This is a genomic window from Zobellella denitrificans (genome assembly GCF_002407485.1).
GTDB classification, from domain to species: domain Bacteria; phylum Pseudomonadota; class Gammaproteobacteria; order Enterobacterales; family Aeromonadaceae; genus Oceanimonas; species Oceanimonas denitrificans.
Map to the genome: position 1 here is coordinate 1,311,627 of NZ_CP012621.1, position 25,835 is coordinate 1,337,461.

Consider the following 25,835-nt stretch of genomic DNA (forward strand, 5'->3'; position numbering starts at 1 on the left):
GATCAGCAAAACATCGGCCAAAGCGCACCTCCTCCGGCACGCCGTAAACCCCTCCCTGGGGGCTCCGCCGCGCCCTCCCTGGCGCGGAGGGCCGGCGGAGCCGCGCCCTTTGTCCTCTCTGTCGCCCCGATGCCGCCTGCTGGCACCATCTTCAAACGGCGTCGGGGCTTGAAAGAGGCAACAGGGATGGCCTCCGCCGACCGTCACATGCCAGGGATGGCATGTGCGAGCCTACATGGATGTACTTGCGGCGTGTCGGCGGAGGTAGCCCTGCTGCCTCTTCTCTGCGCTGAATCAGACAGTCGGACTTGTGACTAAGAGTCAGGCTATCAGCTATCAGCTATCAGCTATCAGCGTCAGCTTCCAGCCCACCTTGGCCTGATAGGCCTGCTCCCGCTCCAGGGTGGTGAGCAGCAGGTGGTTGCTGTCGCACCAGCCGGCGGGCAAGCTCAGGCGTAGTTCGTCGTCGGGCCCAAGGCCGAGTTCGAGGGGGGGGAGCACCCCGTCCTGGCGGCGGCGGTTCAGCGCCACCGCCAGCCGCAGCAGCCGCACCAGCCGCCACAACTGCTGCTCCGGCAGGTAGTTGAGGGGCTCCAGTTCGGACAGCTTGAGTGCCTTGCGGTGAAAGCGCACCAGGGCGGACAGGGCTTTTTGCTCTTCCTGGGTAAAGCCGGGCAGGTCGGCATTGCGCACTATGTAGGCGGAATGGCGGTGGATGCCGGTAAAGTTGATGTGCAGCCCCACCTCGTGCAGCAGGGCGGCGCCGCCCAGCAGATCGGCGAAGCCCTCGTCCAGTTGCCAGCCGTCGCGCACCTGGGCGAACAGCGCCAGCGCCGTTTGCCTGACCCGCTCGGCCTGGCGGGTGTCGATGGCGTACTCCCGGCTCAGGGCCTGGATGGTGTTGACCTGGGTGTCATGGTGGGTCACCCGGCCGAAGAAGGCATAGAGCAGGCCTTCGCGCAGGGCGCCGTCGGAAAAGCCCATCTTGTCCAGGTTTAGGCTGCGGAAGATGCCGAGCAGGATGGACAGGCCGGCGGCGATCAGCGGCTTGCGATCTTCGCCCAGGCCGGCGATGTCCGCCTTGTCGATATGGCCGGCCTTGATCAACTGGCTCTTGATGTGCAGCAGGCCGGGCAGATCGATCACCGGCTCCTGGGTGATGGCGGCACACATCTCCAGCAGGGTCTTGATGGTGCCGGAACTGCCCAGCACCTGGTCCCAGCCCAGGCCGAGGTAACGGCCCATCACCGGCGCCAGCTGGTATTCGGCCGCTTCGATGGCCTGCTCGAAGTGCTCCTCGGTCAGGCGGCCGTCGGCGAAGTACTTGCGGGTGAAGCTCACGCAGCCCATGCTGCGGCTGGACACCAGCCTGCAGTCGAAATCCCGGCCGATGATTAGCTCGGTACTGCCGCCGCCGATGTCGATCACCAGCACCTGGCCCTGGGTGTTCTGGGTGTGGGCCACGCCCTGGTAGATCAGGCGGGCTTCTTCGTTGCCGCTGACGATGTCGATGGGAAAACCCAGTACCTGCTGGGCCTGGTGCACAAAGTCCTGGGCGTTGGCGGCTTCGCGCAGGGTGAAGGTGCCCGCCACCCGCACCTGGGTGGCGTGAAAGCCGCGCAACCGCTCCCCGAACAGTCGCAGGCAGGCCAGGCCCCGGTCCATGGCTTCCTGGCTGAGCTGGTTGTCGTCGTCCAGGCCGTCGGCCAGGCGCACCCGCTCCTTCAGGCGGTCGACGATGCGCAGGCTGTCGCCGTGGTAGCGGGCTATTACCATATGGAAGCTGTTGGAGCCGAGGTCGATGGTGGCGACGTACTGATCGGTCATGCGGGGCTATCCCTCCAGGGCTTTCAGATAATCATAAGTGGCGGTCTGGGAGCGGATTTTACGCCGGTTGCCCCTGTCCACATAATGGTTCCTTTGCTCCCGGTCCAATATTCTGGCCTTGGTGGTGTCGCTGAGCTGGATCTCGAGGATATCGATGATGCGCTGGCGCAGCACCGGATCCAGGATGGGGGTGGCCACTTCCACCCGAAAGTCCAGGTTGCGGGTCATCCAGTCGGCGGAGGAGATGTACACCCGCGGCTGGCCGTTGTTGTGGAACACCATCACCCGGGGATGCTCCAGGTAGCGATCCACTATGCTGATGGCGCGGATATTGTCGCTCACACCGATCACCCCCGGCACCAGGGAACACATGCCCCGCACGATAAGGCTGATGTCCACCCCGGCCTGGCTGGCGCCGTAGAGCCGGTTGATCAGGCCCTTGTCCACCAGGTTGTTGAGCTTGAGGATGATGCGGGCGGGCAGCCCCTGGCGGGCGTTGGCGATCTCGGCGTCGATCAGGCCGTAGAGCCCGCGCCGGGAGTTGATGGGCGACACCAGCAGGTGGTTGAACTTGGCCCGGCGGTAGGGCTGGCGGATAAAGTCGAACACCGCCGCCACCTCGCCCGTGATCTCCGGATTGGCGGTGAGCAGCGAGAAATCGGTGTAGATATTGGCGGTTTTTTCGTTGAAGTTGCCGGTGCCCACATGGGCGTACTGCACCAGTTGATCCCCCTCCCGGCGGGTGACCAGGCACAGCTTGGAGTGCACCTTGAGGCTGGGCACCCCGAACTCCACCGTGATGCCGGCCTCGGTCAGGATCTTGGCCCACTCGATGTTGGCCGCCTCGTCGAAGCGGGCGCGCAGCTCGATCACCACCGTTACCTTCTTGCCGTTGTTGGCTGCGTCCATCAGCGAGTACATGATGCGCGACAATGAGGCCACCCGGTACACGTTCATCTTGATGCTGAGCACCGCCGGGTCGAAGGAGGCCTGGCGCACGAATTCGGTGACGTGGCTGAAGCTGTGGTAGGGGAAATACAGCAGTATGTCGCGCCGGCGGATGGCGTCGAAGGAGGAGGGGCTGTCCCGGAATTCCCGGCACTTGAGTGGGGGCAGCGGCTTGTTCACCAGGTGCTTGCGGCCGACGTTGGGAAAGCCGATGAAGTCCTTGAAATTGTGGTAGCGGCCGCCGGACATCACCGCATCGTGGCCCTGGATCCTGAGCTTGCGCACCAGGGTCTGCACCATCTCCGGCGGCATTTCCCGGTCGTGCACGAAGCGCACCGGCAGGGCGGTGAGCCGCTGCTTGAGGCCGTCGCTCATCTTCTCGAGCAGGCTCTGGTCGAGCTGATCGGACAGGTCGTATTCCGCGTCCCGGGTCATCTTGAAGGAATAGGCGTGGATGTCGTCGTACTCGAAGAAGCCGGCGAAGAGATCGTTCAGGCACAGCCGGATCACGTTGTCCATGATGAGGATGCTCTTCTTGCGCCGGCTCTTGCCCGGGGGCAGCACCACGAAGCGGGGCAGCACGTCGGTGGGGATCTCCACCAGGGCGTAATGGCGCTCCTCGCCCTTGACCATGCCCACGCACAGGTAGGTGTATTCATCCTTGAGAAAGCGCACCGGGTCGATTTCGGCGCGCAGTATGATGGGGGAGAGGTAGGCCCGCACCTCGTTGTCGAAATAGCGCTTGACCCAGGCTTCCTGTTCGGGACTGAGCTGGTTCTCGTTGAGCAGGAAGATATTCTGCCGGGCCAGGGTGACGATCAGCTCCTTGTAGACCTCGTCGAAGGTGTTGGCAAGGCCAATCACCTTCTGCTGGATATTCCTGAGCAGGGAGGCGGCGCCGTTGGTCTTGCCCTGGTCCGCGTCGATCATCACCTGGCGCTTGACGTCGGACACCCGGACCCGGAAAAACTCATCCTGGTTGTTGGAAAAAATCCCCAGAAAGCGTACCCGCTCGATCAGGGGCACGCTCTTGTCCATGGCCTCCTGCAATACCCGTTCGTTAAACGACAGCCAGCTCAGTTCTTTTTCCAGGTACCACTTGTCCGTGCTCATTATTGTTCCTGTCAAAGGATATGTGTCGGTTTCAGGCACTTTTTATGACAGAGTTTTATGACACTTTTGTGACGACTCAACCGGGTTCGATGTCCACCACCAGGTCGTCGCTCAGCGCCTCCAGCCGGGATTGCAGGTCGCCCAGGGTCTGGCCATGGGGCAGTATCAGGGTGCTGTTGGCCTCGAACAGCATGATGCCGGTGACCGGGGCCGGGTGGCTGTCGGTTTTCAGGGTCTTGACGCTGATATTGAGCTGGTTCAGCACGTCGGTGACTTCGTCGACGATGCCGAGGCGGTCGTTGGCGGTGACGGTGAGCCTGAGGTGCTGGCCCTGGGGCTGCTGCTGCTTGCCTTCCACCAGTTGTACCTGGAAGTCGGGCAGCCGGGTCAGGGCCTGGCTCAGGGCCTGGCAGTGCTCTTCCGGCACCCGGATTTCGACGATGCCGGCGAAATAGCCGGCCAGTTCGCTCATGGCGCTGCCTTGCCAGCTGCCGTGGTGTTGCTTGATAAGGGCGGCCAGTTGCTTGACCAGGCCGGTCTTGTCGGGACCGATAAGGGTGGCGACCAGGGTTTTCATCCGTTCTCTCCTTGGAAAAATGAAGTGCCGCCCGTTCAAGATACACCTTTCCGAACTTTTTTACAGGCATCCGTCGCCTTGGGCGCGGGTGTAACAAAACTGTCATCTGTCCGCCATACAATGGGCGCAACTGGAAATCTACCGAGGTGACTGATGTCGACCGAAACCCAAACCATAGCGCTGTCGGGCAGCAGGGGACGCTGGCTCAAGGACCGGCTGGCGCAAATAGGGGTAACCACCGGCGGGATACTGGTGCTGGTTGCCCTCTTGTTGATCTTCTTCTACCTGCTGTACGTGGTGAAACCGATTTTCGACGGCGCCAAAGTGGAGCCGGGGCAGCAGATCGCCCTGGCCAGCCAAGGCTCCACCGTATTGCTGGGGGTGGAAGAGCAGAACGAGCTGGTCTACCACTTCGACGACCGGGGTGAAGTCAGCTTCTACTCCCTGCCCCGGGGGGGCGAGCGGGTGCTCGGCGCCCGGGTCGAGGGCGAGGTGACCAGCGTGGCCAGAAGTCAAACCGGCAACATGGTGGCCTACGGCCTGGACGACGGCCGTTTCCTGGTGCTGACACCCAAGTTCAACGTCAGCTACCCGGACAATGTGCGCACCATTACTCCCGAGCTGGTCTTTCCGTTTGGCGACAGCCCCCTGGTGCTGGACGAACAGGGCCGAGCCCTGAGCCAGCTGCACTTCGCCCGCAGCGGCAGCAACCTGCTGGCCGCGGCCGTGACTGCCGATGGCGCCGGCATCCTGACCCGCTTCGCCGGCAAGGAGAACTTCCTCACCGGCGAACTGGAGCTGGCGGCGGAGCAGGTGGACATTCCCGCCCTGCCCGAACGGGTCGATCAGTTGCTGCTGACCCCCAACCTGCGCTTTTTGTTCGTGCGCAGCGGCAACGCCGTGTCCATCTATGACGTGCGCAACATCGACAAGGTGCGCCTGCGCAACGTGATCGAAATGAACGCCAGCGGCGGCAACATCACCACCCTGGCCCTGCTGGCCGGCGGCAATTCGCTGCTGGTGGGCAACGACAACGGCAAGGTGTCCCAGTGGTTCGAGGTGGCCAGGGACGGCAAGCGCGAGTTCACCTTTATCCGCGAGTTCCAGGCCAGCGGCGCGGTTGAACTGATCACCCCGGAGGTGAACCGCAAGGGCTTTATCACCGCTTCCGCCAACGGCGGCCTGGATATCTTCCACACCACCGGTGGCACCCGCCTGTTCTCCGACAAGCAGGCGGCGGCGGGCGCGCAGGCCATGGCCATCTCGCCCCGCAACTCCCTGCTGCTGTTGCTGGACGGCGAGCAGTTGTCCAGCTTCCACATCGAGAACGAACACCCCGAGGTGACCTGGCGCGCCCTGTGGACCAAGGTCTGGTACGAGGGCTATCCCGAGCCCCAGTACGTGTGGCAATCCACCTCCGGCAGCAGCGACTTCGAGGCCAAGCTGAGCCTGATGCCCATTTCCTTCGGCACCCTCAAGGCGGCCTTCTACGCCCTGCTGTTCGCGGTGCCCATCGCCATCGCCGGCGCCGTCTACACCGCCTATTTCATGTCGCCGGGGCTGCGCAAAATCGTCAAGCCCACGGTGGAGATCATGGAGGCGCTGCCCACCGTTATCCTCGGCTTCCTGGCCGGGCTCTGGCTGGCGCCGCTGATCGAAAGCCACCTGCCGGGGGTGGTGATACTGCTGGTGTTGTTGCCCCTGTCGGTGCTGCTGACCGCCTTCGTCTGGCACCACCTGCCCAAACAGATCAAGAACGCGGTGCCGGAAGGCTGGCAGAGCGTGCTGCTGCTGCCGGTGGTGGTGCTGGTGGGCTGGGCCTCTTTCGCCTTCAGCCCGGCGGTGGAAAACCTCTTCTTCGGCGGCAATGCCAGGAGCTTCCTCACCAACGAGCTCGGCATCGGCTTCGATCAGCGCAACTCCCTGGTGGTGGGCATCGCCATGGGCTTCGCGGTGATCCCTACCATCTTCTCCATCGCCGAGGACGCCGTGTTCTCGGTGCCCAAGCACCTGACCAATGGCTCCCTGGCCCTGGGCGCCACGCCCTGGCAGACCCTGACCCGGGTGGTGATGCTGACCGCCAGCCCCGGCATCTTCTCGGCGGTGATGATGGGCCTGGGCCGGGCCGTGGGCGAGACCATGATAGTGCTGATGGCCACCGGCAACACCCCGGTGATGGACTTCAGCATCTTCGCCGGCATGCGCACCCTGGCCGCCAATATCGCGGTGGAAATGCCGGAAGCCGAGGTCAACAGCTCCCATTACCGGGTGCTGTTCCTGGCGGCCTTCGTGCTCTTTGTGTTCACCTTCCTGTTCAACACGGTCGCCGAATTCGTTCGCCAGCGGCTGCGTGACAAATACAGCTCAATGTAAGGGGCGAGAGGACTCATGAATAAATGGTTTAAATCGGGGGCGCCCTGGATCTGGCTGACCGGCGGGGCGGTCAGCCTCAGCCTGGTGGCGGTGCTGGGCCTGCTGCTGCTGATCGGCTGGCGCGGCCTCACCTACTTCTGGCCCCATACCATCTACGAATGGCAACTGACCTCGCCCGAGGGCGAGCGTTACACCGTGATCGGCGAGATCCACGACCGGGAAGCGGTGCCCGTGGCCCAGCTGCGCGGCGCCGGCCTCGGCCTGGAAGGGGTGACCGAGGACACCCTGACCCGTTACCTGGTGAAGACCGGCAACCGGGAGTTCGTACCGCTCGACTTCCGCTGGCTGCTGGAGACCGACATCGTCTCCCGTGATACCCCGGCCGGCCTGGCGGTGCTGGAACGCTCCAACCACGGCAACTTCTACGGCTATGTGGAACGGGTGCTGGAAGGCGATCGGGCCCTGGGCGGCGATGTGCGCGAGCAGCTGCAAAGCCGCATCGAGCGGGTGCTCGAGCTCAACGACCGGATGAAGACGCTGCAGCGGGGCGAGATCGGCAAGATCAACTTCCAACTGGAAAAGCTGCGCCTGCAACAGCGCAAGCTGGAGCTGGACGGCAACGCCACCGAGGACGCCCTGGCCGATATCCGCGCCCGGGAACAGCAGCTGCGCGCCGACTACCAGGTGCTGGAGCGGGAGCTGTTTGAACTGCGTGATCAGGCCCGCCGCGACAGCGTGGTGGTGCGCGACATGCGCGGCCAGGAAGTGACCCTGTCGCTCGGCAGCCTGCTGGACGTGGCCTGGCCCAATGACATGGGCACCCTGGCCAAGACGGCGCACTGGTTCAAGCAGATCGGCAAGTTCATCACCGGCGAACCGCGGGAAGCCAACACCGAGGGCGGCGTCTTCCCGGCCATCTTCGGTACCGTCTTCATGGTGATCCTGATGGCGATCATCGTCACCCCCCTGGGGGTGGTGGCCGCCATCTACCTGCACGAGTACGCGGGCAAAAACAGCCTGACCAAGATCATCCGTATTGCGGTGATCAACCTGGCGGGGGTACCCTCCATCGTGTACGGGGTGTTTGGCCTGGGCTTTTTCGTGTACATGCTGGGGGGCTCCCTCGACCGGCTGTTCTACCCGGAGGCGCTGCCCACGCCCACCTTCGGTTCGCCCGGGGTGTTGTGGTCGGCCCTGACCCTGGCAATACTGACGCTGCCGGTGGTGATCGTGTCCACCGAGGAAGGCCTGTCGCGCATTCCCAGCGCGGTGCGCCAGGGTTCCCTGGCCCTGGGGGCGACCAAGGCGGAGACCCTGTGGCGCATCATCATTCCCATGGCCAGCCCGGCGATCATGACCGGCCTGATCCTGGCCATCGCCCGGGCGGCGGGAGAAGTGGCGCCGCTGATGCTGGTGGGAGTGGTGAAGCTGGCGCCCAACCTGCCGGTAGACGGCAACTTCCCCTATTTGCATGTGGAGCGCAAGTTCATGCACCTGGGCTTCCATATCTACGACGTGGGCTTCCAGAGCCCGAACGTGGAGGCGGCGCGGCCCCTGGTGTACGCGACCTCCTTCCTGCTGGTGACGGTGATCGTGGGGCTCAACCTGACCGCCATCGGCATCCGCAACCACCTGCGTGAAAAATTCCGCTCGCTCGATCACTGATCGGACCGGCCAACAGTTTTGAGGTAACTTGAGATGATTAACGTAGCACCCACCCTCGCCCAGGATGCAACCCTGGATGTCAGCCGGCTGAGCGAGGAGCAGACCGCGCTTGAAATCCGCGACCTGAACCTGTTCTACGGCGACAAGCAGGCGCTGTTCAACGTGGGCATGAAAATTGCCAAGGGCCAGGTCACCGCCTTTATCGGCCCTTCCGGCTGTGGCAAGTCCACCCTGTTGCGCTGCATCAACCGGATGAACGATCTGGTGGACAGCTGCCGTATCGAGGGGGAAATCCTGCTGCACGAGCAGAACATCTACGGCAAGGGCGTGGACGTGGCCGCCCTGCGCCGCCGGGTGGGCATGGTGTTCCAGCGGCCCAACCCCTTTCCCAAGTCCATCTACGAAAACGTGGTCTATGGCCTGCGCCTGCAGGGCATCAACGACCGGCGCCGGCTGGACGAGGCGGTGGAGCGCTCCCTGCGCGGCGCGGCCCTGTGGGACGAGGTCAAGGATCGGTTGCACGACAACGCCTTCGGCCTGTCCGGCGGCCAGCAGCAGCGTCTGGTGATCGCCCGGGCCATCGCCATCGAGCCGGAGGTGTTGCTGCTCGACGAGCCAACCTCGGCCCTGGACCCCATCTCCACCCTGGTGATCGAGGAACTGATCAACACCCTCAAGACCCAGTACACCGTGGTGATCGTGACCCACAACATGCAGCAGGCGGCGCGGGTGTCGGATCACACCGCCTTTATGTACATGGGGGAGCTGATCGAGTACAGCGACACCAACACCCTGTTCACCACCCCCAGCAAGAAGAAGACCGAAGACTACATCACCGGACGCTACGGCTAAGGACCCCGAACCATGGACAAGATCAATCTCAAGAAACACATCTCCGGCCAGTTCAACGTGGAGCTGGAAGGGGTGCTGAACCAGGTGCTGGTGATGGGGGGCCTGGTGGAGCAGCAACTGAGCGACGCCATTACCGCCATCCACGAGCAGGACATGGACATGGCCCGGCAAATCGTGGCCAACGACCACAAGGTCAACGCCCTGGAGGTGCAGATCGACGAGGAGTGCACCCGCATCATCGCCAAGCGCCAGCCGGCGGCCTCGGACCTGCGCCTGGTGCTGGCCATCATCAAGACCATCACCGATCTGGAGCGCATCGGCGACGTGGCCAAGCGCATCGGCATGATGCTGCTGGACAACGCCAACAAGAAGCAGCCGCCGCTGGTGTCGATGGAGAACATGGGCCGGCGTACCGTCAAGATGCTGCACGAGGCGCTGGACGCCTTCGCCCGCATGGATGTGGAGGCGGCCATCGAAGTGCACAAGGAAGACGACAAGGTGGATCGGGAATACGAGTCCATCATCCGTGAGCTGATGACCTTTATGATGGAGGATCCGCGGACCATTCCCCAGGTGCTCAACGTGCTCTGGTGTGCCCGCTCCCTGGAACGGGTGGGGGACAGGGTGCAGCACCTCTGCGAATACATCATTTACTTCGTCAAGGGCAAGGACGTGCGCCATACCAGCGACGAGGATATCCACAATATGCTGGGCAGGTAAAACCAGCAAGGCCGCATGGTGCGGCCTGTGTTATTCAGAAACGCGCGTTAGCGCGTTTTTTTTTATCGCCCTGATCGTTGTCGTCGTGAAAGGCGAGGGACACCGCCAGGCTCTGCACCAGGCACAGGCTGGCGGACTGGGAGCGGAAGGCGTCCACCTGGGCTTCCTTGACCACGAAGCAGATGTCGCTGAAGGAAGCCAGCGGGCTGACCTGGCTGTCGGTAATGGCGATCTGTTTGGCGCCCACGCCGGCGGCGGTTTCGGTCAGCACCAGGGTTTCCTGGGCGTAGGGCGAGAAGCTGATGGCCACCACCACGTCCTTGGGACCGACCAGTTCCAGCTGTTCCTTGAACATGCCGCCCAGGCCGTCGATCAGGAAGGCGCGGCGGTTGAGGTGGCGCAGGGCATAGGTGAGGTAGGTGGCCACGCTGAAGGAGCGACGCAGGCCGATGACGTAGATGTTCTCCGCCTCGGCCAGGGCCTGTACCGCGCGGTTCAGATCCTCCGCCGAGGTCTGCGCCGCCAGCTGCTGCAGGGCCTGGGCGTTGGCCCGGGCGAACTCGTTGAGGATTTCCTCGGGGCGTTCGGGGGCGGCCTGGTCCTCCAGTTCCCGGAACAACCGCACCCGGTCGGTATAGTTGGCGGTTTCCTCCACCAGGTGGCGGCGGAACACCTGCTTCATGTCGTTGAAGCCGCTGTAGCCAAAGGCGTTGGCAAAACGGATCAGGGTAGAGGGGGGCACGTCGGCCCGTTCGGCGATGATGGCCACGGTGTCGAAGGCGACGCTGTTGGTGTTGTCGAGCACATAGGCGGCAACCTGCTGCAGCCGCTTGCTGAGCTCGCCGTAACGGCTGCGGATCAGATCCTGTAACTCGGAATAGGTGTTGGGTGCTGACATTATGGCTCTCTAAAGCTTGCTGCTCGTCCGGCACGCTGCCGACGATCCTGTACCCAGTGTAAATGAAATATTGCGCCGAAATAAACATTCCATTCATTGGTTAATCGATTCAGTGAGCAAAAAGATTGCCGACAGCTCTCCCATTCCTTCGCGCCTCCGGCCACTCTCGCCGGTAGGCAAACGACGTTTGCAGATTGGCACCTGACTGGTGGGGCGCAGGCGGCCCGCCTGCTTTCCCGCGCAGCGGGAACCCTCGGGCTGGCCCGCCACACCACAGGGTTAAAGAGGTTTGAGGCAGAACAGGCAGCGCGGGTTGGGTTGTGCCTTCGCCCACCTCGGCGGCACCCTCATGCGGGCGGGCCGCCCGCGCCCCAAGAATCCTCACTGCCTAAGTTTTAAACTGATCGGCGTGATGTCTCACCTGTAGGCGCCCGTTTACGTGGCGCAAAGCTGCCAACGGCGTGGGGCGTGGACATTGGGCGCCGTCTTCCCGTCGGCTGAAGCGACGGCTACAGCGGCACCTACAGCGACGGCTACAGCGGCACAAACCGGCGGCTATGCAGTGCCTGGCCGCCTTGATTGGAGGCTTCGATGGCTTCTGACGAGGCGTAGGCTGTCGGCCAGAGGGCACTCCTCCCACGGCGTGTCGGCGGAGCAGCGCGCTTTGGCCGAGTACTGCAGATCATCAACAGGCGCTAAGAAGTGCGTGCCGCATCACATTTACATACAAATATTTCACACTGGGTTGATAATGAAATAATTGTTTCGTATAAATAAGCAAATGAAATATGACAGCCAGCCTGGCGCCAGAAATCGAGGTGTTAAAGATGCAGCAAGTACGTGTGGGACTGATCGGGACCGGTTATATCGGGCGCTGCCACGCCATCGCCTACGCCCAGGCGCCGGTGGTGTTCCCGCTCAAGGGGCAACTGGTGCGGGAGATGCTGGCCGAGGTGACCCCTGAGCTTGCGGCCCGCCAGGCCGAGAGCCTGGGCTTCAACCGTTCCACCGGCGACTGGCGCGAGCTGGTGGCCGACCCGGCCATCGACGTGGTCGACATCTGCGCCCCCAACTTCCTGCACAAGGAAATGGCCCTGGCCGCCATCGCCCACGGCAAGCACGTCTATTCCGAAAAGCCGCTGGCGCTGTCCACCCGCGACGCCGCCGAAATGGTGGACGCGGCCCGCCGGGCCGGGGTCAAGACCCTGGTGGGCTTCAACTACATGAAAAACCCCGCCACCCAACTGGCGCGCCAGATCATCGCGCGGGGGGAGATCGGCGAGGTGGTGCACTTCTACGGCACCCATAATGAGGATTACATGGCCAACCCGGCCACCCCGCTGGACTGGCACTGCCGCAAGGACAGCGCCGGCCTGGGGGCCCTGGGCGATCTCGGCGCCCATATCATCAACATGGCCCACTACCTGGTGGGGTCCCGGATAGCCAGCGTGAGCGGCGACATGCAGACCATCATCGGCGAGCGCCCGGACCCGCGCGAGCCGTCCCGGCTGCTGCCGGTGGAAAACGAAGACCAGGCCCACGCCCTGCTGCGTTTCGAATCCGGCGTCATGGGCCAGATTGAGACCTCGCGCATCGCCTGCGGCCGCAAGATGGGCCTTGGCTACGTGATCACCGGCACCAAGGGCTGCATCAGCTATACCCAGGAGCGCATGGCCGAACTCAAGCTCTACCGGCACGACGACGACCAGGGCCGCCAGGGCTTCAAGACCCTGCTGGTGGGCCCGGAGCACCCGGACTATGCGGCCTTCTGCATCAGCGCCGGTCATGGCTTCGGCTTCAACGATCAGAAAACCGTGGAGATCCGCGATCTGGTGGATGGCATCGCCGCCGGCAGCCCCCTGTGGCCCGATTTCGAGGAAGGCTGGAGGGTCTCCCGGGTACTGGACGCCATCGCCCTGTCGGCCGAGCGCCGCCAGTGGATCCACGTGGAAGAAATCAACTAAAAGGACCAAGAGGGATCCGTCCCGGAGGAGAGAAGAATGTCAGCACGAAAGCACCTGGATGTGATTTGCCTTGGGCGGGTGGCCGTCGACCTGTACGGCCAGCAGATCGGCGCCCGCCTGGAAGACATGGGCAGCTTCGCCAAATACCTGGGAGGCTCCAGCGGTAATGTGGCCTACGGCACCGCCCGCCAGGGCCTGAAATCCGCCATGCTGTCCCGGGTGGGCGACGACCACATGGGCCGTTTCCTGCGCGAGGAGCTGGCCCGGCTGGGGGTGGATGTGAGCCACCTCAAGACCGACAAGGACAGGCTCACCGGCCTGGTGGTGCTCGGCATCAAGGACGAGGATACCTTTCCGCTGATCTTCTTCCGGGAAAACTGCGCCGACATGGGCATACGGGCGGAAGACATCGACGAGGAGTTCATCGCCTCGTCCAAGTGCCTGGCCATCACCGGTACCCACCTGTCGCATCCGGACACCCGGGCCGCCGTGGTGAAGGCGCTGGAGATCGCCCGCCGGCACGGGGTGAAAACCGCGCTGGACATCGACTACCGCCCGGTGCTCTGGGGCCTGACCAGCCGCGGTGACGGCGAGACCCGCTTTATCCCGTCCGCCGCCGTCACCGAACAGCTGCAGCAGATGCTGGCTCTGTTCGACGTCATCGTCGGCACCGAGGAAGAGTTCCATATCGCCGGCGGCAGCACCGACACCGTCGCCGCCCTGCGGGCGGTGCGCGAGGTGAGCGGCGCCGCCCTGGTATGCAAGCGCGGCCCGCTCGGCTGCTCGGTGTTCGAGGGCGCCATTCCCGCCGCCCTGGACCAGGGGCTGACCGTGTACGGGGTCAGGGTGGAGGTGCTCAACGTGCTGGGGGCGGGGGACGCCTTCATGTCCGGCCTGCTGCGCGGCTACCTCAATGGCGAGGGCTGGGAGCAGGCCTGCCGTTACGCCAACGCCTGCGGCGCCCTGGTGGTGTCCCGCCACGGTTGCGCCCCGGCCATGCCGAGCAAGGAAGAGCTGGACGACTACCTGTCCCGCGCCGAGTCGGTGCCGCGCCCGGATCTGGACGAGCGCCTCAACCACCTGCACCGGGTGACCACCCGGGATCGGGAGTGGGACGATCTGTGCATCCTGGCCTTCGATCACCGTCGCCAGTTCGTGGACATGGCCATCGAGGCGGGGGCGGATATCGGCGAGATCCCCCGGCTGAAAAAACTGATCCTGAAGGCCGGCCGCCAGGTGGCGGAAGAGGCCGGGCTCAAGGGCCGTGCCGGCATACTGGCGGACACCACCTTCGGCCAGCCGGTGCTGAACGAGATCACCGGCCAGGGCTGGTGGATAGGCCGACCCCTGGAGCTGCCGAGCTCGCGCCCGCTGCGCCTGGAGCACGGCAACATCGGCAGCCAGCTGATCGACTGGCCGCTGGAGCACATCGTCAAGTGCCTGGTGTTCTACCATCCGGAAGATCAGGTGGAGCTGCGCCTGGAGCAGGAGCGGCTGATCACCGAGGTGTACCAGGCCTGCTGCAAGAGCGGCCACGAGCTGCTGCTGGAAGTGATACTGCCGGCGGACATGCCCAAGACCGACGAGCTCTACGTGCGCGCCATCAAGCGCTTCTACAACCTCGGCGTCAAGCCCGACTGGTGGAAGCTGCCGCCGCTGTCGAGCACCGGCTGGGACGAGGTCACCGCCGTGGTCACCGAACGCGACCCGCACTGCCATGGGGTGGTGATCCTGGGCCTGGATGCGCCCCAGGCCGAGCTGCAGGCCGGCTTCAACGCCGCCGCCGGCAAGGCGCTGGTCAAGGGCTTTGCCATCGGCCGCACCATCTTCGGCGCCCCCAGCCGCGACTGGCTGGCCGGCCGGCTCGACGACCAGGGTCTGATTGAAGCCATCAAACGCAATTACCATCACCTGATCGCCCTCTGGCGTCAGCGTCATCAAGGAGAATGAAGATGTCCCACACCCTTCGTCTGACCATGGCCCAGGCCCTGGTGAAGTTCATGACGGCCCAGAAAGTGGAGCTCGACGGGGAAATCCTGCCCCTGTTCGAGGGGGTCTTCGCCATCTTCGGTCATGGCAACGTGGCCGGGGTGGGCGAGGCGTTGTACCAGGCGCGCGACGTGTTGCCCACCTACCGGGCCCACAACGAGCAGGGCATGGCCCACGCCGCCATCGCCTTCGCCAAGACCCACAACCGCCGGCGCATGATGGCCTGTACCGCCTCCGCCGGCCCGGGCTCCACCAACATGGTGACCGCCGCCGCCGTGGCTCACGTCAACCGCCTGCCGGTGCTGTTCCTGCCGGGGGACACCTTCGCCACCCGCCAGCCGGATCCGGTGCTGCAGCAGGTGGAGGTGTTCAGCGACCACACCATCACCTCCAACGACTGCTTCAAGCCGGTGAGCCGCTTCTTCGACCGCATCACCCGCCCCGAGCAGTTGCTGACCTCGCTGCCCCAGGCGATGCGGGTGCTGACCGACCCGGTGGAATGCGGCCCGGTGACCCTGGCGCTGCCCCAGGACGTACAGACCATGGCCTACGACTACCCGGCGCACCTGTTCGAGGAGAAGGTGCACCGGCTGCGCCGCCAGGCCCCGGACCAAGTGGAGCTGGCCGAAGCCATCGAACTCATCAAGGCCGCCAAAAAGCCGCTGGTGATCGCCGGGGGCGGGGTGCACTACTCGGGCGCGCTCCAGGAGCTGGAGCAACTGGTGAGCAAATACCATCTGCCGGTGGGCGAGACCCAGGCCGGCAAGGGCTCACTGCCCTGGGATCACGCCCAGAACATGGGATCCATCGGCGTCACCGGCGCGGCCTCGACCAATGCCCTGGCCGCCGACTGCGACCTGATCCTGGCGGTGGGTACCCGGCTCGGCGACTTCGCCACCGGCTCCCGCGCCATGTACCACCCGGACGCGCGCATCCTGTCCATCAACGTCGGCTCCTTCGATGCCTACAAGCACAAGGCGCAGCCCCTGGTGGGCGATGCCAGGCTGACCCTGCCCAGGCTGATCGCCGGGCTCGAAGGCTGGCAGCCGGAAGGCAGTTGGGTAGAAAAAGCCGCCGAGCTGCGCGCCCAGTGGCTGCACGCCCAGGACGTGGCCACCACGGATCGCGGCACCCCTCTTCCCACCGACGCGGAAGTGGTGGGCGCGGTCAACCGCGCCGCCGGGGAGCAGGACATCGTGGTCTGTGCCGCCGGCGGCCTGCCCGGCGAACTGCAGAAACTGTGGCGTACCCGTTACCACAAGGGCTACCACATGGAGTACGGCTACTCCTGCATGGGCTACGAAATCGCCGGCGGCCTGGGGGTGAAGATGGCCAAACCCGACTCCGAGGTGTTCGTGATGGTGGGGGACGGCTCCTACCTGATGCTGAACTCGGAGATCGCCACCTCGGTGATGCTGGGCCGGAAGATGATAGTGGTGGTGCTCGACAACCGCGGCTACGGCTGCATCCACCGGCTGCAGCAGTTCTGCGGCGGCCCCGGCTTCAACAACATGCTGGACGACTGCCTGACGGTGGCCGGCGGCGCGCCCAAGACCGACTTTGCCGCCCACGCCATCGCCCTGGGTGCCAAAGGCGAGAAGGTGGGCAACATCAAGGAGCTGGAAGCGGCGCTGGCGCGGGCCAAGGCCTCGGACATCACCTATGTGGTGACCCTGGACACCGACGCCCTGGTGGTGACCGAAGAAGGCGGCTCCTGGTGGGACGTGGCGGTGCCGGAAGTGTCGCCCCGCAGCCAGGTGCAGGAAGCCCGCGCCCGCTATGAGGCCTACAAGGCCCGTCAGCAGCAGAATTTGTAAGCCATATTCCGGCAGGGCCTGAAACAGGCGTCTGCCACTTGATTGGAAAGCGGGATTGACCGGCCCCACGCCGACACGCCGTAAACCCATCCCTGGGGGCTCCGCCGCGCCATCCCTGGCGCGGAGGGCCGGCTTAGTGGCCAATCAATCCCGCCGCCCGGCAGCCGAATCGTCTGCCTGGAGTGCAACATTTTGGAGAACACCATGAGCGTAAAACTGGGCATCAACCCCCTGACCTGGACCAACGACGATCTGCCGAGCCTGGGCGGCGACACCCCGCTCGCCACCTGCCTGACCGAAGGCAAGCAGGCCGGCTTCGCCGGCTTTGAGCTGGGCCATAAATTCCCCCGGGATCCCGAGCTGCTCAAGCCCATACTGCAGCGCCACGAGCTGGAGCTGGTCTCCGGCTGGTATTCCGGCTACCTGCTGCAGCGCTCGGTGGAAGAGGAAATCGAGGCGGTGCAGGACCACCTGCGGCTGCTCAAGGCCATGGGCTGCAAGGTGATGGTGTTCTGCGAAGTCACCGGCTGCGTGCATGCCGACCAGGGCAAGCCGGTGAGCGAGCGTCCGCCTTTCCCCGCCGAGCGCTGGGAAGAGTACGGCGCCAAACTCACCGAGTTCGCCCGCTACACCCTGTCACAGGGCGTACAGCTGGCCTACCACCACCATATGGGCACCGTGATTGAAACCGAGGCCGAGGTGGATGCCCTGATGCAGCACACCGGCCCCGAGCTCGGGCTGCTGCTCGACACCGGCCACATGACCTACGCCGGCGGCGATCCGGTGGCGGTGGCCAAACGCTGGGCCAGGCGCATCAACCATGTGCACTGCAAGGACATCCGCGCACAGGTGCTTAAGGAAGCCCGCAACCGCAACGCCAGCTTCCTCAATGCCGTGCTGGACGGCGCCTTCACCGTACCCGGTGACGGCTGCGTCGACTATCCGGCGGTATTCGAGGTACTGAAAGACAACGACTACCAGGGCTGGCTGGTGGTGGAGGCCGAACAGGATCCGTCCGTGGCCCACCCCCTGACCTACGCCACCCTGGGCTATAACAATCTGCACGCGTTCGCCCGCAACGCCGGCCTGCTGTAACGGAGAAACCTAGCATGGAACAAGTACTGAACTTTATCGGCGGTGAGATCACCGAAAGCCATAGCGGTCGTACCGCGCCCGTTTACAACCCGGCCACCGGCGAGCAGAGCCGCGAGGTGGTGCTGAGCTCGGCGGACGAGGTGCGCGGCGCCATTGCCGCCGCCCAGAAGGCCTTCCCGCGCTGGGCCGGTACCAGCCCGCTGCGCCGCGCCCGCATCCTGTTCAAATTCAAGGCACTGCTCGAAGAGAACATGGACGAGCTGGCGCGCCTCATCTCCAACGAGCACGGCAAGGTCTATTCCGATGCCGTGGGCGAGCTGACCCGCGGCCTGGAAGTGGTGGAATTCGCCTGCGGCATCCCCCACCTGCTCAAGGGCGAGCACTCGCTCAACGTGGGCACCGGGGTCGACAGCCACTCGCTGATGCAGCCGCTCGGGGTCTGTGCCGGTATCTCCCCGTTCAACTTCCCGGCCATGGTGCCCATGTGGATGTTCCCGGTGTCCATCGCCTGCGGCAACACCTTCGTGATGAAGCCCTCCGAGAAGGATCCTTCCGCCAGCGTGCGCCTGGCCCAGTTGCTGAAGGAAGCGGGCCTGCCCGACGGCGTGTTCAACGTGGTGCACGGCGACAAGGAAGCGGTGGACGTGCTGCTGACCGACCACCGCATCCAGGCGGTGAGCTTTGTCGGCTCCACCCCCATCGCCGAATACATCTACAGCACCGCCAGTAGCCACGGCAAGCGCTGCCAGGCCCTGGGCGGCGCCAAGAACCACGCGGTGATCATGCCCGACGCCGATCTGGACCTGGCCGCCAACGCCCTGATGGGCGCGGCCTTCGGCGCCGCCGGCGAGCGCTGCATGGCGATTTCCGTGGCGGTGGCGGTGGGCGACGAGGTGGCCGATCGCCTGATCGCCAAACTCAAGCCCCAGGTGGAAGCCCTGCGCGTCGGTCCCGGCGTGGTCGAGGGCCAGGAAAACGACATGGGCCCGCTGGTGTCGGCGGTGCATCGCGACAAGGTGGTGGGGTATATCGACCAGGGCGAAGCCGAAGGCGCCGAGCTGGTGGTGGATGGCCGCGGCCTCCGGGTGGCGGGCCATGAAGCCGGCTATTTCGTCGGCGGTACCCTGTTCGATCGGGTGACCCCGGAGATGACCATCTACAAAGAGGAAATCTTCGGCCCGGTGCTGGCGGTGGTGCGGGTACCCGATTACGCCTCGGCCCTGGAACTGGTGAACAGCCACGAATACGGCAACGGCACCGCCATCTTCACCCGCGACGGCCACGCCGGCCGCCAGTTCAGCCAGGACGTGCTGGCGGGCATGGTGGGCGTCAACGTGCCGATCCCGGTGCCGATGGCGTTCCACTCCTTCGGCGGCTGGAAGCGTTCCATCTTCGGCCCGCTCAATGTGCATGGCCCCGATGGGGTGCGTTTCTACACCCGGATGAAGACGGTGACCAGCCGCTGGCCGTCCGAGCCGCAGCAGGGCGCCGAGTTCTCCATGCCGACCATGAAGTAAGCGCCACGCCGCCAACCGAAGCCCGCCCAGTGCGGGCTTCTCGTTATTGCCGCTCCGCCAGCCAGGTGGTCAGCTGCGCCAGGGGCATGGGCCTGGCGTACCAGTAGCCCTGGATCTGGTCGCAGTTGAGCTGGCGCAGCAGGGCGGCCTGCTCGGGCGTTTCCACGCCCTCCGCCACCACCGTCATCGACAGGCCGTGGGCCATGCGGATGATGGCGTCGACGATGCTGCGATCGTCCGCGTCCTGCTCCATCTCGGTGATAAAGCTGCGGTCGATCTTGAGGGTGTCCACCGGAAAGCGCTTGAGGTAGCTCAGGCTCGAGTAACCGGTGCCGAAGTCGTCGATGGCGATGGACAGCTGCGCCTGGCGCAACCGGCCCAGGATGCCGGCGGCGCGGGTCGGCTCTTGCATCAGCGAGCTTTCGGTCAGCTCCAGGGCCAGGCGCTGGGGCGGCAGGCGGTGCTGGCGCAGCCGGGCCAGCACCTGCTCGGCGAAGTCGTCCTGGGTCAGTTGACGGGCGGCGATATTGACCGCCACCGGCTTGTCGACCCCGAGCCCGGCCAATTGCCGCAAGTCGGTGCAGGCCTGCTCGATCAGCCAGTAGCCCACCGGTATGATCATGCCGGTATCTTCCAGTATGGGGATGAACACCGTCGGCGACACCGGTCCCGTGCCGCGCAACTGCCAGCGCAGCAGGGCCTCGAAGCCGACCAGCCGGCCGGTGTCGATGCACATCTTGGGCTGGTAATGGAGTTCGAATTCCTTGTTCTCCCAGGCCAGCCGCAGGGCGTTTTCCAGGCTGACCTTGCCGATGGGGAAGGGGCTTTGGGGCGGGTGCTGGTAGAAGCAGACGCTGTTGCGCCCCTGCCGCTTGGCCTGGGCCAGGGCGTGATCGCCGTGGCGCAGCAGGGTATCCGGATCCCGGCCGTCTTCCGGGAAGCGGGCGATGCCGAGGCTGGCGGTGATGAACAGGGTGTGGTGGCTGAGTGCGAAGGGCAGGGCCAGGTCGCGGCTGAGCTGGTAGGCCCAGTCCCTGATGTCGGCGCCCTGGTCCCGGTGGGGGATCAACAGGGCGAACTCGTCGCCCGACAGCCGGGCCAGCAGCCCCTGCCCGTCACGCAGCGCCTCCAGCCGCCGGGCCACTGCGCGGAGCAGCTCGTCGCCGGTGTCGTGGCCCAGGTTGTCGTTGATCTGCTTGAAGCGGTCCAGCCCCAGCAGCAGCAGGTAGAAGGGGCCTTCCCCGGCACAGGCCGAGGCCAGGTAGCTGTGGCAGTTGATGCGGTTGGCCAGGCCGGTGAGGCGGTCGAAGTTGGCCAGCTCGAACAGCCGTTGCTGCTGCTGTTTTTCATGGGTGATGTCGCTGAGTACCCCCACCACCCGCACCAGGACATCCCGTTCGAACACCGGATAGGCACGGTGTTGCAGCCAGCGCAGTTCGCCCGCCTTGGTGAACCAGCGGTATTCCAGCTCGGTGGCCGTGGTCGGCGGCTCGGCCAGGGCCTGCTCCACCTCGGGCAAATCCTCGGGGTGAATGCGGCACAGCGGCAGGCTGGCGTCCTGCTTGAGCTGATGCAGGTTGATTTCCAGCATGCGTTCGAAGGCCGGGCTGATGTACTGGTGCGAGCCCTGCTCCAGGTCGAACACCCAGAATCCCTCGGGCACCTTGCTGACCAGCTCGGTAAAGCGCGCCTCGCTCTGGGCCAGGGCCCGCTCGGCCTGGATCTTGTCGGTCATGTCCCGGGCCAGTACCAGTTGGGCCTGGGTTTCCTGATAGCGCATGGCATAGACGGTCAGTTCCATGATCATCAGGGCGCCCTGGCGGTGATGGTGGTGCTGCAGCCCGTTCTGGAAGCGCAGCGCCATGCCGCGGCTCAGGCGGTGCGGCGTCAGGGCGAGAAATTCGTGCAGGCTGTAGCCGTAGTGCTGGCAGGCGGCCTGGTTGGCCTCCAGCATTCTGCCGACACCGGGATCATAGACCCACATGGCGGTGGGGTTGTCGGTAAAGGCGCTGCGAAAGGCCAGTTCGGAGTCGTGCAGGTGCAGGTGTGCCCGCCAGGCCTGGTTGACCAGGTAGCGGGTCAGGCCGAACAGGGCCAGGCCGGTCACCAGCACGAAACCGATGCCCTTGGCGGTATGCAGCCAGCCGAGGCCGGGACCATAATAGGCGATCAGCTTGTTGGCCAGGATGTCCGACCCCAGTATCCAGGTGAAGGCGATGAAGAAATAGAAGAACAGCAGCCGGGCCGGCATATTCCAGAACGAGGAGGGGAAGTGATGCCTGCCGGCATGGCCGTCCCGGCGCAGGGGCAGGGTGGTGCGGTCGGGCGAGAGGACCGGTTTTTCCATTGACGCATCCATGTTGTCGTGGCGGGAGGGCGCTGGCTGATCCGTGCCGATCCGGCGTCCGTCCCGAATTGTAGTTGATGGGAATCACTATTTTTAGTGTTTTCTTCACTCGGCCTGGCGGCGGGGAACGTCGTGGCCCTGCCGTGGAATTGCCGGCCCTATCACAAAATCAGTGACTGTTTATGCACAATTTGTAAAGATTGTGTGACCAAATATTGCAATTCTGCTTTGCCAGCCCCTCCCTTCACAGGGTAAACTGGGACGCCCGAGCAATCAGGGTCAATAATCGGTCTATACATAACTACTACGTACAATAGAAGAAGCAACTATGACGGAACGTATTCACCTCGGCACTTTACAAGTCGCTACCGTTCTTCATGATCTGGTAGTCAATGAAATCATCCCCGGTACCGGCGTCGAGCCCGCCGCCTTCTGGGCCGGCATGGAGCAGATCGTCAAGGATCTGGCGCCCAGGAACCGCGCCCTGCTGGAAAAGCGGGAGCAACTGCAGCGCCAGATCGACGAATGGCACCGCGCCCGCGCCGGCCAGGCCCATGACGCCGTTGCCTACAAGCAGTTTCTGACCGACATCGGTTACCTGCTGCCGGCGGTCGACGACTTCACCATCACCACCTCCAACGTGGATGCCGAGCTGGCCACCCTGGCCGGTCCCCAGCTGGTGGTGCCGGTCAACAACGCCCGCTATGCCCTCAACGCCGCCAACGCCCGCTGGGGCAGCCTGTACGACGCCCTCTACGGCAGCGATGCCATTGCGGAAACGGACGGCGCCGAAAAGGGCAAGGGTTTCAACCCGCGCCGGGCCGCCAAGGTCGTGGCCTGGGGCCGCAACCTGCTGGATCAGGCCGCCCCCCTGGCCTCCGGCAGCCACGCCGACGCCACCGGCTACCAGGTGGTCGACGGCAAGCTGCGGGTCAGCCTGGAAAACGGTGATGTCACCACCCTGGCCCGGGCCGACCAGTTCGCCGGCTACAACGGCGATACCGCCCAGCCCACCGCCGTGTTGCTGCGCAACAACGGCCTGCACATCGAGCTGCAGTTCGATCGTAGCAGCCCGGTCGGCAAGGACGACAAGGCCGGCATCAAGGATCTGCTGCTGGAATCCGCCCTGTCCACCATCATGGACTGCGAAGACTCGGTCGCCGCCGTGGACGCGGAAGACAAGGTCGGAGTGTACCGCAACTGGCTGGGCCTGATGCAGGGCACCCTGACCGAGGAAGTGCAGAAAGGCGACCAGGTGATCACCCGCAGCCTGAACCCGGATAGGGACTACCTGGATCCCCAGGGCTCGCCTTTCAGCCTGCACGGCCGCAGCCTGCTGTTCGTGCGCAACGTCGGCCACCTGATGACCAACGAGGCGGTGCTGGATCAGCACGGCAACGAGGTGCCCGAAGGCATCATCGACGGCCTGGTGACCTGCCTTATCGCCCTGCACGATCTCAAGGGCAACGGCAAGTTCAAAAACTCCCGCACCGGCAGCGTCTATATCGTCAAGCCCAAGATGCACGGCCCGGAAGAAGTGGCCTTCGCCTGCGAACTGTTCGGCCGCATCGAACAGGTGCTGGGTCTGGCCAAAAATACCCTGAAAGTGGGCATCATGGACGAGGAGCGCCGTACCAGCGCCAACCTCAAGGCCTGCATCTACGAGGCCCGCGAGCGGGTGGTGTTCATCAACACCGGCTTCCTGGATCGCACCGGCGATGAAATCCACACCAGCATGGAAGCCGGCCCCGTGGTGCGCAAGGGCGCCATGAAGCAGCAGGCCTGGATCCAGGCCTACGAGAACAACAACGTGGACGTCGGCCTGGCCGCCGGCCTGCAGGGCAAGGCCCAGATCGGCAAGGGCATGTGGGCCATTCCCGACAATATGGCCGACATGCTGAAGGAGAAGATAGTGCATCCCCTGGCCGGTGCCAACACCGCCTGGGTGCCGTCGCCCACCGCCGCCACCCTGCACGCCACCCATTACCACCAGGTGAACGTGAAGGCGCGCCAGGACGAGCTGAAGAGCCGTGCACCGGCCAGTCTGGACGACCTGCTGACCATCCCCCTGCTCGCCGATGCCGCCAGCCTGAGCGCCGAAGATATCCAGCAGGAGCTGGACAACAACGCCCAGGGTATCCTCGGCTACGTGGTGCGCTGGGTCGATCAGGGCGTGGGTTGTTCCAAGGTGCCGGACATCAACGACGTGGGCCTGATGGAAGACCGCGCCACCCTGCGCATCTCCGCCCAGCACATCGCCAACTGGCTGCGCCACGGCATCTGCAGCAAGGAGCAGGTGATGGCAACCATGCAGCGCATGGCCGCCATCGTCGACCAGCAGAACGCCGGCGATCCCCTGTACCGCAACATGGCACCGGGCTTCGACGGCATCGCCTTCCAGGCCGCCTGCGCCCTGGTGTTCGAGGGCTGTACCCAGCCCAGCGGTTACACCGAGCCGCTGCTGCACGCCTACCGGCGCAAGCTGAAAGCCCAGGGATAAGCATCCCGACGCCCAACAATCCCCGGCTGGTCCGGGGATTTTTTTGTCCATGACTTTTTTTCATGCCCCCATGCCGAATAATCGTGACGGCGCCGGGAGAAAAGATTGCGCGGACACTGCCAAGTCCGGGCCTTTGCTGTACCCTATGCGGTAATTCCGTTCAGCCATACCGACAGCGGGCCGCCCCATGATAAAACGCCTGGTCATCTCCCTTTCTTCCCTGATCTTCAGTGTCTTCCTGCTGATGGGAGGCAATACCTTCGTGATGACGCTGCTCGGGGTCAACCTGGGGCTCAAGGGCATAGAGCCGACCCTGATCGGCAGCATCATGGTGTGCTATTCGGTGGGCTTTGTGCTGGGCTCCCTCTATGGACCCAGGGTGATAAAAAGGGTGGGGCACATTCGTGCCTTCGCCGTGTTCAGCGCCTTCCTGGCCAGCTCCACCCTGATCTTCCCGCTCACCGACAGCATCCTTATCTGGGCGTTGCTGCGGGCCCTGAGCGGGGTGGCGGTGGCCGGCAGCTTCGTGGTGATCGAGAGCTGGTTCAGCGCCGTGGCCACCAACGACAACAGGGCCACCCTGTTCTTCGCCTACCAGATCTGCGCCTACCTGGCGGCCACCGCCGGCCAGCTGCTGATCGGCCTGACCGATCCGGCGGCCTTCGTGCCCTTCACCCTGGGTGCCATCGTGCTGACCGCGGCCCTGGTGCCCCTGTCCCTGACCCGGATGGAGGCGCCCACCATAGAGCACAGCGAGCGGCTGAGCGTCAAGGCCATCTTCCGGGACGCCCCGGTGGGACTGCTGGCGGCCCTGTGCAGCGGGGTGCTGATCAGCAGCTTCTACTCCATGGCGCCGGTCTACGCCATCCAGGTGGGCTTGCCGGTGGATCAGTTGTCCTACTTTATGGCGGCCTCCATCTTCACCTTTATCCTGTTCGCCTGGCCCCTGGGGCGGCTGTGCGACCGGCTGGATCGGGGCAAGATCATGATCTGGATAAACGGGGTCATTGCACTGAGCGCCCTGGGCGTGGTGTTTACCGGCCACTACCACCTGGGACTGCTGATCGGCTTCTCCTCCCTCTACATGGGCATGGTCGCCGCCATCTATCCGGTGGCGGTGGCCATCACCAACGACCGCATGGCGGCCCAGCACATCGTCGCGGCCAGCACCACCCTGTTGCTGAGTTACGGCCTCGGCAGCTCGCTCGGCCCCCTGTTCAGCGCCAGCATGATGACCTGGCTCGGCGCCCAGGGACTCTACTACGGCTGTGCCGGCGTGGCCTTGTTGCTGGGCGGCTATGCCTGGATCTGGCGCCTGCGCAGCAAGGCGGTGCCGGTGGCAGAGCAGGCCCATTATATTCCGACCCCGGTGGAAACCGCCGGTGTCATCACCGAGCTCGACCCCCGTAACGAAGAGTTCGTGGACGTGCCCATGGAAGAGGTGTTCCCGGATCTGGAGCAGGAGGAGATCGCCCAGGCCCAGGCCAGCCAGCTGGATCTGGAGTTGCCCGAACCGGAACCCGATCTCGATCCCGTGTCGATCCCGGCCCAGGAAGATCCCATGGTGGCCATGCGCTGAGCCTGTCACCCCCTTGTCATGCGGGGCGGCTAGGCTGAGGGTATCTTGAACGAG

Annotated in this window: 16 protein-coding genes; 11 read left to right on the forward strand and 5 right to left on the reverse strand. The window is 64.6% G+C overall.

The genetic code is table 11. The annotated features are described in order from the left end of the window. Positions 1 to 336: 336 nt before the first annotated feature. The 3 genes from ppx to AN401_RS06355 form a co-directional block, all read right to left on the reverse strand. The gene (gene ppx / locus AN401_RS06345; protein ID WP_096778825.1) at positions 337 to 1,827 is read right to left on the reverse strand and encodes an exopolyphosphatase; all 1,491 of its coding nucleotides are present in this window, start codon (positions 1,825 to 1,827) and stop codon (positions 337 to 339) included. A 6-nt stretch (positions 1,828 to 1,833) separates the two neighbouring features. Then, complete coding sequence (gene ppk1, locus AN401_RS06350; RefSeq protein ID WP_096778826.1) at positions 1,834 to 3,888, reverse strand: polyphosphate kinase 1; 2,055 nt, start codon at positions 3,886 to 3,888, stop codon at positions 1,834 to 1,836. Between the two features lie 76 nt (positions 3,889 to 3,964). Continuing rightward, entirely contained in the window at positions 3,965 to 4,465 is a 501-nt protein-coding gene (locus AN401_RS06355) for a glycine cleavage system protein R (protein WP_094037937.1), read from the reverse strand. 153 nt (positions 4,466 to 4,618) lie between these two features. Here AN401_RS06355 and AN401_RS06360 point away from each other — a divergent pair, with 153 nt between their 5' ends. Genes AN401_RS06360 through phoU form a run of 4 tightly spaced genes read left to right on the forward strand, consistent with a single transcriptional unit; the run spans position 4,619 to position 10,075 of the window. Beyond that, entirely contained in the window at positions 4,619 to 6,838 is a 2,220-nt protein-coding gene (locus AN401_RS06360; RefSeq protein WP_096778827.1) for an ABC transporter permease subunit, read from the forward strand. A gap of 15 nt (positions 6,839 to 6,853) precedes the next feature. Next, positions 6,854 to 8,503, forward strand: a complete 1,650-nt coding sequence (gene pstA / locus AN401_RS06365; RefSeq protein WP_094037935.1) for a phosphate ABC transporter permease PstA — start codon at positions 6,854 to 6,856, stop codon at positions 8,501 to 8,503. Positions 8,504 to 8,536: 33 nt separating this feature from the next. Beyond that, positions 8,537 to 9,355: a phosphate ABC transporter ATP-binding protein PstB gene (gene pstB, locus AN401_RS06370; RefSeq protein WP_096778828.1), complete on the forward strand. Its 819-nt coding sequence runs from the start codon at positions 8,537 to 8,539 to the stop codon at positions 9,353 to 9,355. Between the two features lie 12 nt (positions 9,356 to 9,367). Further along, on the forward strand, positions 9,368 to 10,075 hold the full coding sequence (gene phoU / locus AN401_RS06375; RefSeq protein WP_094037933.1) for a phosphate signaling complex protein PhoU: 708 nt from the start codon (positions 9,368 to 9,370) through the stop codon (positions 10,073 to 10,075). A gap of 34 nt (positions 10,076 to 10,109) precedes the next feature. Here phoU and AN401_RS06380 read toward each other — a convergent pair whose 3' ends face one another. Continuing rightward, positions 10,110 to 10,973, reverse strand: a complete 864-nt coding sequence (locus tag AN401_RS06380; RefSeq protein ID WP_094037932.1) for a MurR/RpiR family transcriptional regulator — start codon at positions 10,971 to 10,973, stop codon at positions 10,110 to 10,112. Positions 10,974 to 11,800: 827 nt separating this feature from the next. Here AN401_RS06380 and AN401_RS06385 point away from each other — a divergent pair. The 5 genes from AN401_RS06385 to AN401_RS06405 all read left to right on the forward strand — a co-directional run bounded on the left by AN401_RS06385 (position 11,801) and on the right by AN401_RS06405 (position 19,355). Further along, a complete protein-coding gene (locus AN401_RS06385) occupies positions 11,801 to 12,937 on the forward strand; it encodes a Gfo/Idh/MocA family protein (protein ID WP_096780311.1) in 1,137 nt (378 codons plus the stop codon). A gap of 36 nt (positions 12,938 to 12,973) precedes the next feature. Beyond that, a complete protein-coding gene (locus tag AN401_RS06390) occupies positions 12,974 to 14,887 on the forward strand; it encodes a bifunctional 5-dehydro-2-deoxygluconokinase/5-dehydro-2-deoxyphosphogluconate aldolase (RefSeq protein WP_096778829.1) in 1,914 nt (637 codons plus the stop codon). A 2-nt stretch (positions 14,888 to 14,889) separates the two neighbouring features. Beyond that, positions 14,890 to 16,743 (forward strand): 3D-(3,5/4)-trihydroxycyclohexane-1,2-dione acylhydrolase (decyclizing), encoded by a 1,854-nt coding sequence (gene iolD / locus AN401_RS06395; RefSeq protein WP_198401816.1) that lies wholly within the window; start codon positions 14,890 to 14,892, stop codon positions 16,741 to 16,743. Positions 16,744 to 16,947: 204 nt separating this feature from the next. Next, positions 16,948 to 17,838: a myo-inosose-2 dehydratase gene (gene iolE / locus AN401_RS06400; RefSeq protein ID WP_096780312.1), complete on the forward strand. Its 891-nt coding sequence runs from the start codon at positions 16,948 to 16,950 to the stop codon at positions 17,836 to 17,838. Positions 17,839 to 17,852: 14 nt separating this feature from the next. Beyond that, the gene (locus AN401_RS06405) at positions 17,853 to 19,355 is read left to right on the forward strand and encodes a CoA-acylating methylmalonate-semialdehyde dehydrogenase (RefSeq protein ID WP_096778831.1); all 1,503 of its coding nucleotides are present in this window, start codon (positions 17,853 to 17,855) and stop codon (positions 19,353 to 19,355) included. 43 nt (positions 19,356 to 19,398) lie between these two features. Here AN401_RS06405 and AN401_RS06410 read toward each other — a convergent pair whose 3' ends face one another. Next, positions 19,399 to 21,702 carry a putative bifunctional diguanylate cyclase/phosphodiesterase gene (locus AN401_RS06410; RefSeq protein WP_198401817.1) on the reverse strand — a complete coding sequence of 768 codons (2,304 nt, stop codon included), beginning with the start codon at positions 21,700 to 21,702 and terminating at the stop codon, positions 19,399 to 19,401. A 328-nt stretch (positions 21,703 to 22,030) separates the two neighbouring features. Between AN401_RS06410 and AN401_RS06415 the strand changes: the two genes are divergently transcribed. Together AN401_RS06415 and AN401_RS06420 are read left to right on the forward strand one after the other, a co-directional pair. Then, on the forward strand, positions 22,031 to 24,202 hold the full coding sequence (locus tag AN401_RS06415; protein ID WP_096778833.1) for a malate synthase G: 2,172 nt from the start codon (positions 22,031 to 22,033) through the stop codon (positions 24,200 to 24,202). Between the two features lie 187 nt (positions 24,203 to 24,389). After that, a complete protein-coding gene (locus AN401_RS06420) occupies positions 24,390 to 25,781 on the forward strand; it encodes an MFS transporter (RefSeq protein ID WP_094037925.1) in 1,392 nt (463 codons plus the stop codon). Positions 25,782 to 25,835: the final 54 nt, after the last annotated feature.

Bases quoted from the DNA above. Each gene is read 5' to 3' on its own strand.
- ppx (WP_096778825.1), bottom strand. From the start codon at position 1,827: ATGACCGATCAGTACGTCGCCACCATCGACCTCGGCTCCAACAGCTTC.
- AN401_RS06360 (WP_096778827.1), top strand. From the start codon at position 4,619: ATGTCGACCGAAACCCAAACCATAGCGCTGTCGGGCAGCAGGGGACGC.
- AN401_RS06385 (WP_096780311.1), top strand. From the start codon at position 11,801: ATGCAGCAAGTACGTGTGGGACTGATCGGGACCGGTTATATCGGGCGC.
- AN401_RS06355 (WP_094037937.1), bottom strand. From the start codon at position 4,465: ATGAAAACCCTGGTCGCCACCCTTATCGGTCCCGACAAGACCGGCCTG.
- iolE (WP_096780312.1), top strand. From the start codon at position 16,948: ATGAGCGTAAAACTGGGCATCAACCCCCTGACCTGGACCAACGACGAT.
- iolD (WP_198401816.1), top strand. From the start codon at position 14,890: ATGTCCCACACCCTTCGTCTGACCATGGCCCAGGCCCTGGTGAAGTTC.
- pstA (WP_094037935.1), top strand. From the start codon at position 6,854: ATGAATAAATGGTTTAAATCGGGGGCGCCCTGGATCTGGCTGACCGGC.
- pstB (WP_096778828.1), top strand. From the start codon at position 8,537: ATGATTAACGTAGCACCCACCCTCGCCCAGGATGCAACCCTGGATGTC.
- ppk1 (WP_096778826.1), bottom strand. From the start codon at position 3,888: ATGAGCACGGACAAGTGGTACCTGGAAAAAGAACTGAGCTGGCTGTCG.
- AN401_RS06390 (WP_096778829.1), top strand. From the start codon at position 12,974: ATGTCAGCACGAAAGCACCTGGATGTGATTTGCCTTGGGCGGGTGGCC.
- AN401_RS06420 (WP_094037925.1), top strand. From the start codon at position 24,390: ATGATAAAACGCCTGGTCATCTCCCTTTCTTCCCTGATCTTCAGTGTC.
- AN401_RS06405 (WP_096778831.1), top strand. From the start codon at position 17,853: ATGGAACAAGTACTGAACTTTATCGGCGGTGAGATCACCGAAAGCCAT.
- AN401_RS06415 (WP_096778833.1), top strand. From the start codon at position 22,031: ATGACGGAACGTATTCACCTCGGCACTTTACAAGTCGCTACCGTTCTT.
- AN401_RS06410 (WP_198401817.1), bottom strand. From the start codon at position 21,702: ATGGAAAAACCGGTCCTCTCGCCCGACCGCACCACCCTGCCCCTGCGC.
- phoU (WP_094037933.1), top strand. From the start codon at position 9,368: ATGGACAAGATCAATCTCAAGAAACACATCTCCGGCCAGTTCAACGTG.
- AN401_RS06380 (WP_094037932.1), bottom strand. From the start codon at position 10,973: ATGTCAGCACCCAACACCTATTCCGAGTTACAGGATCTGATCCGCAGC.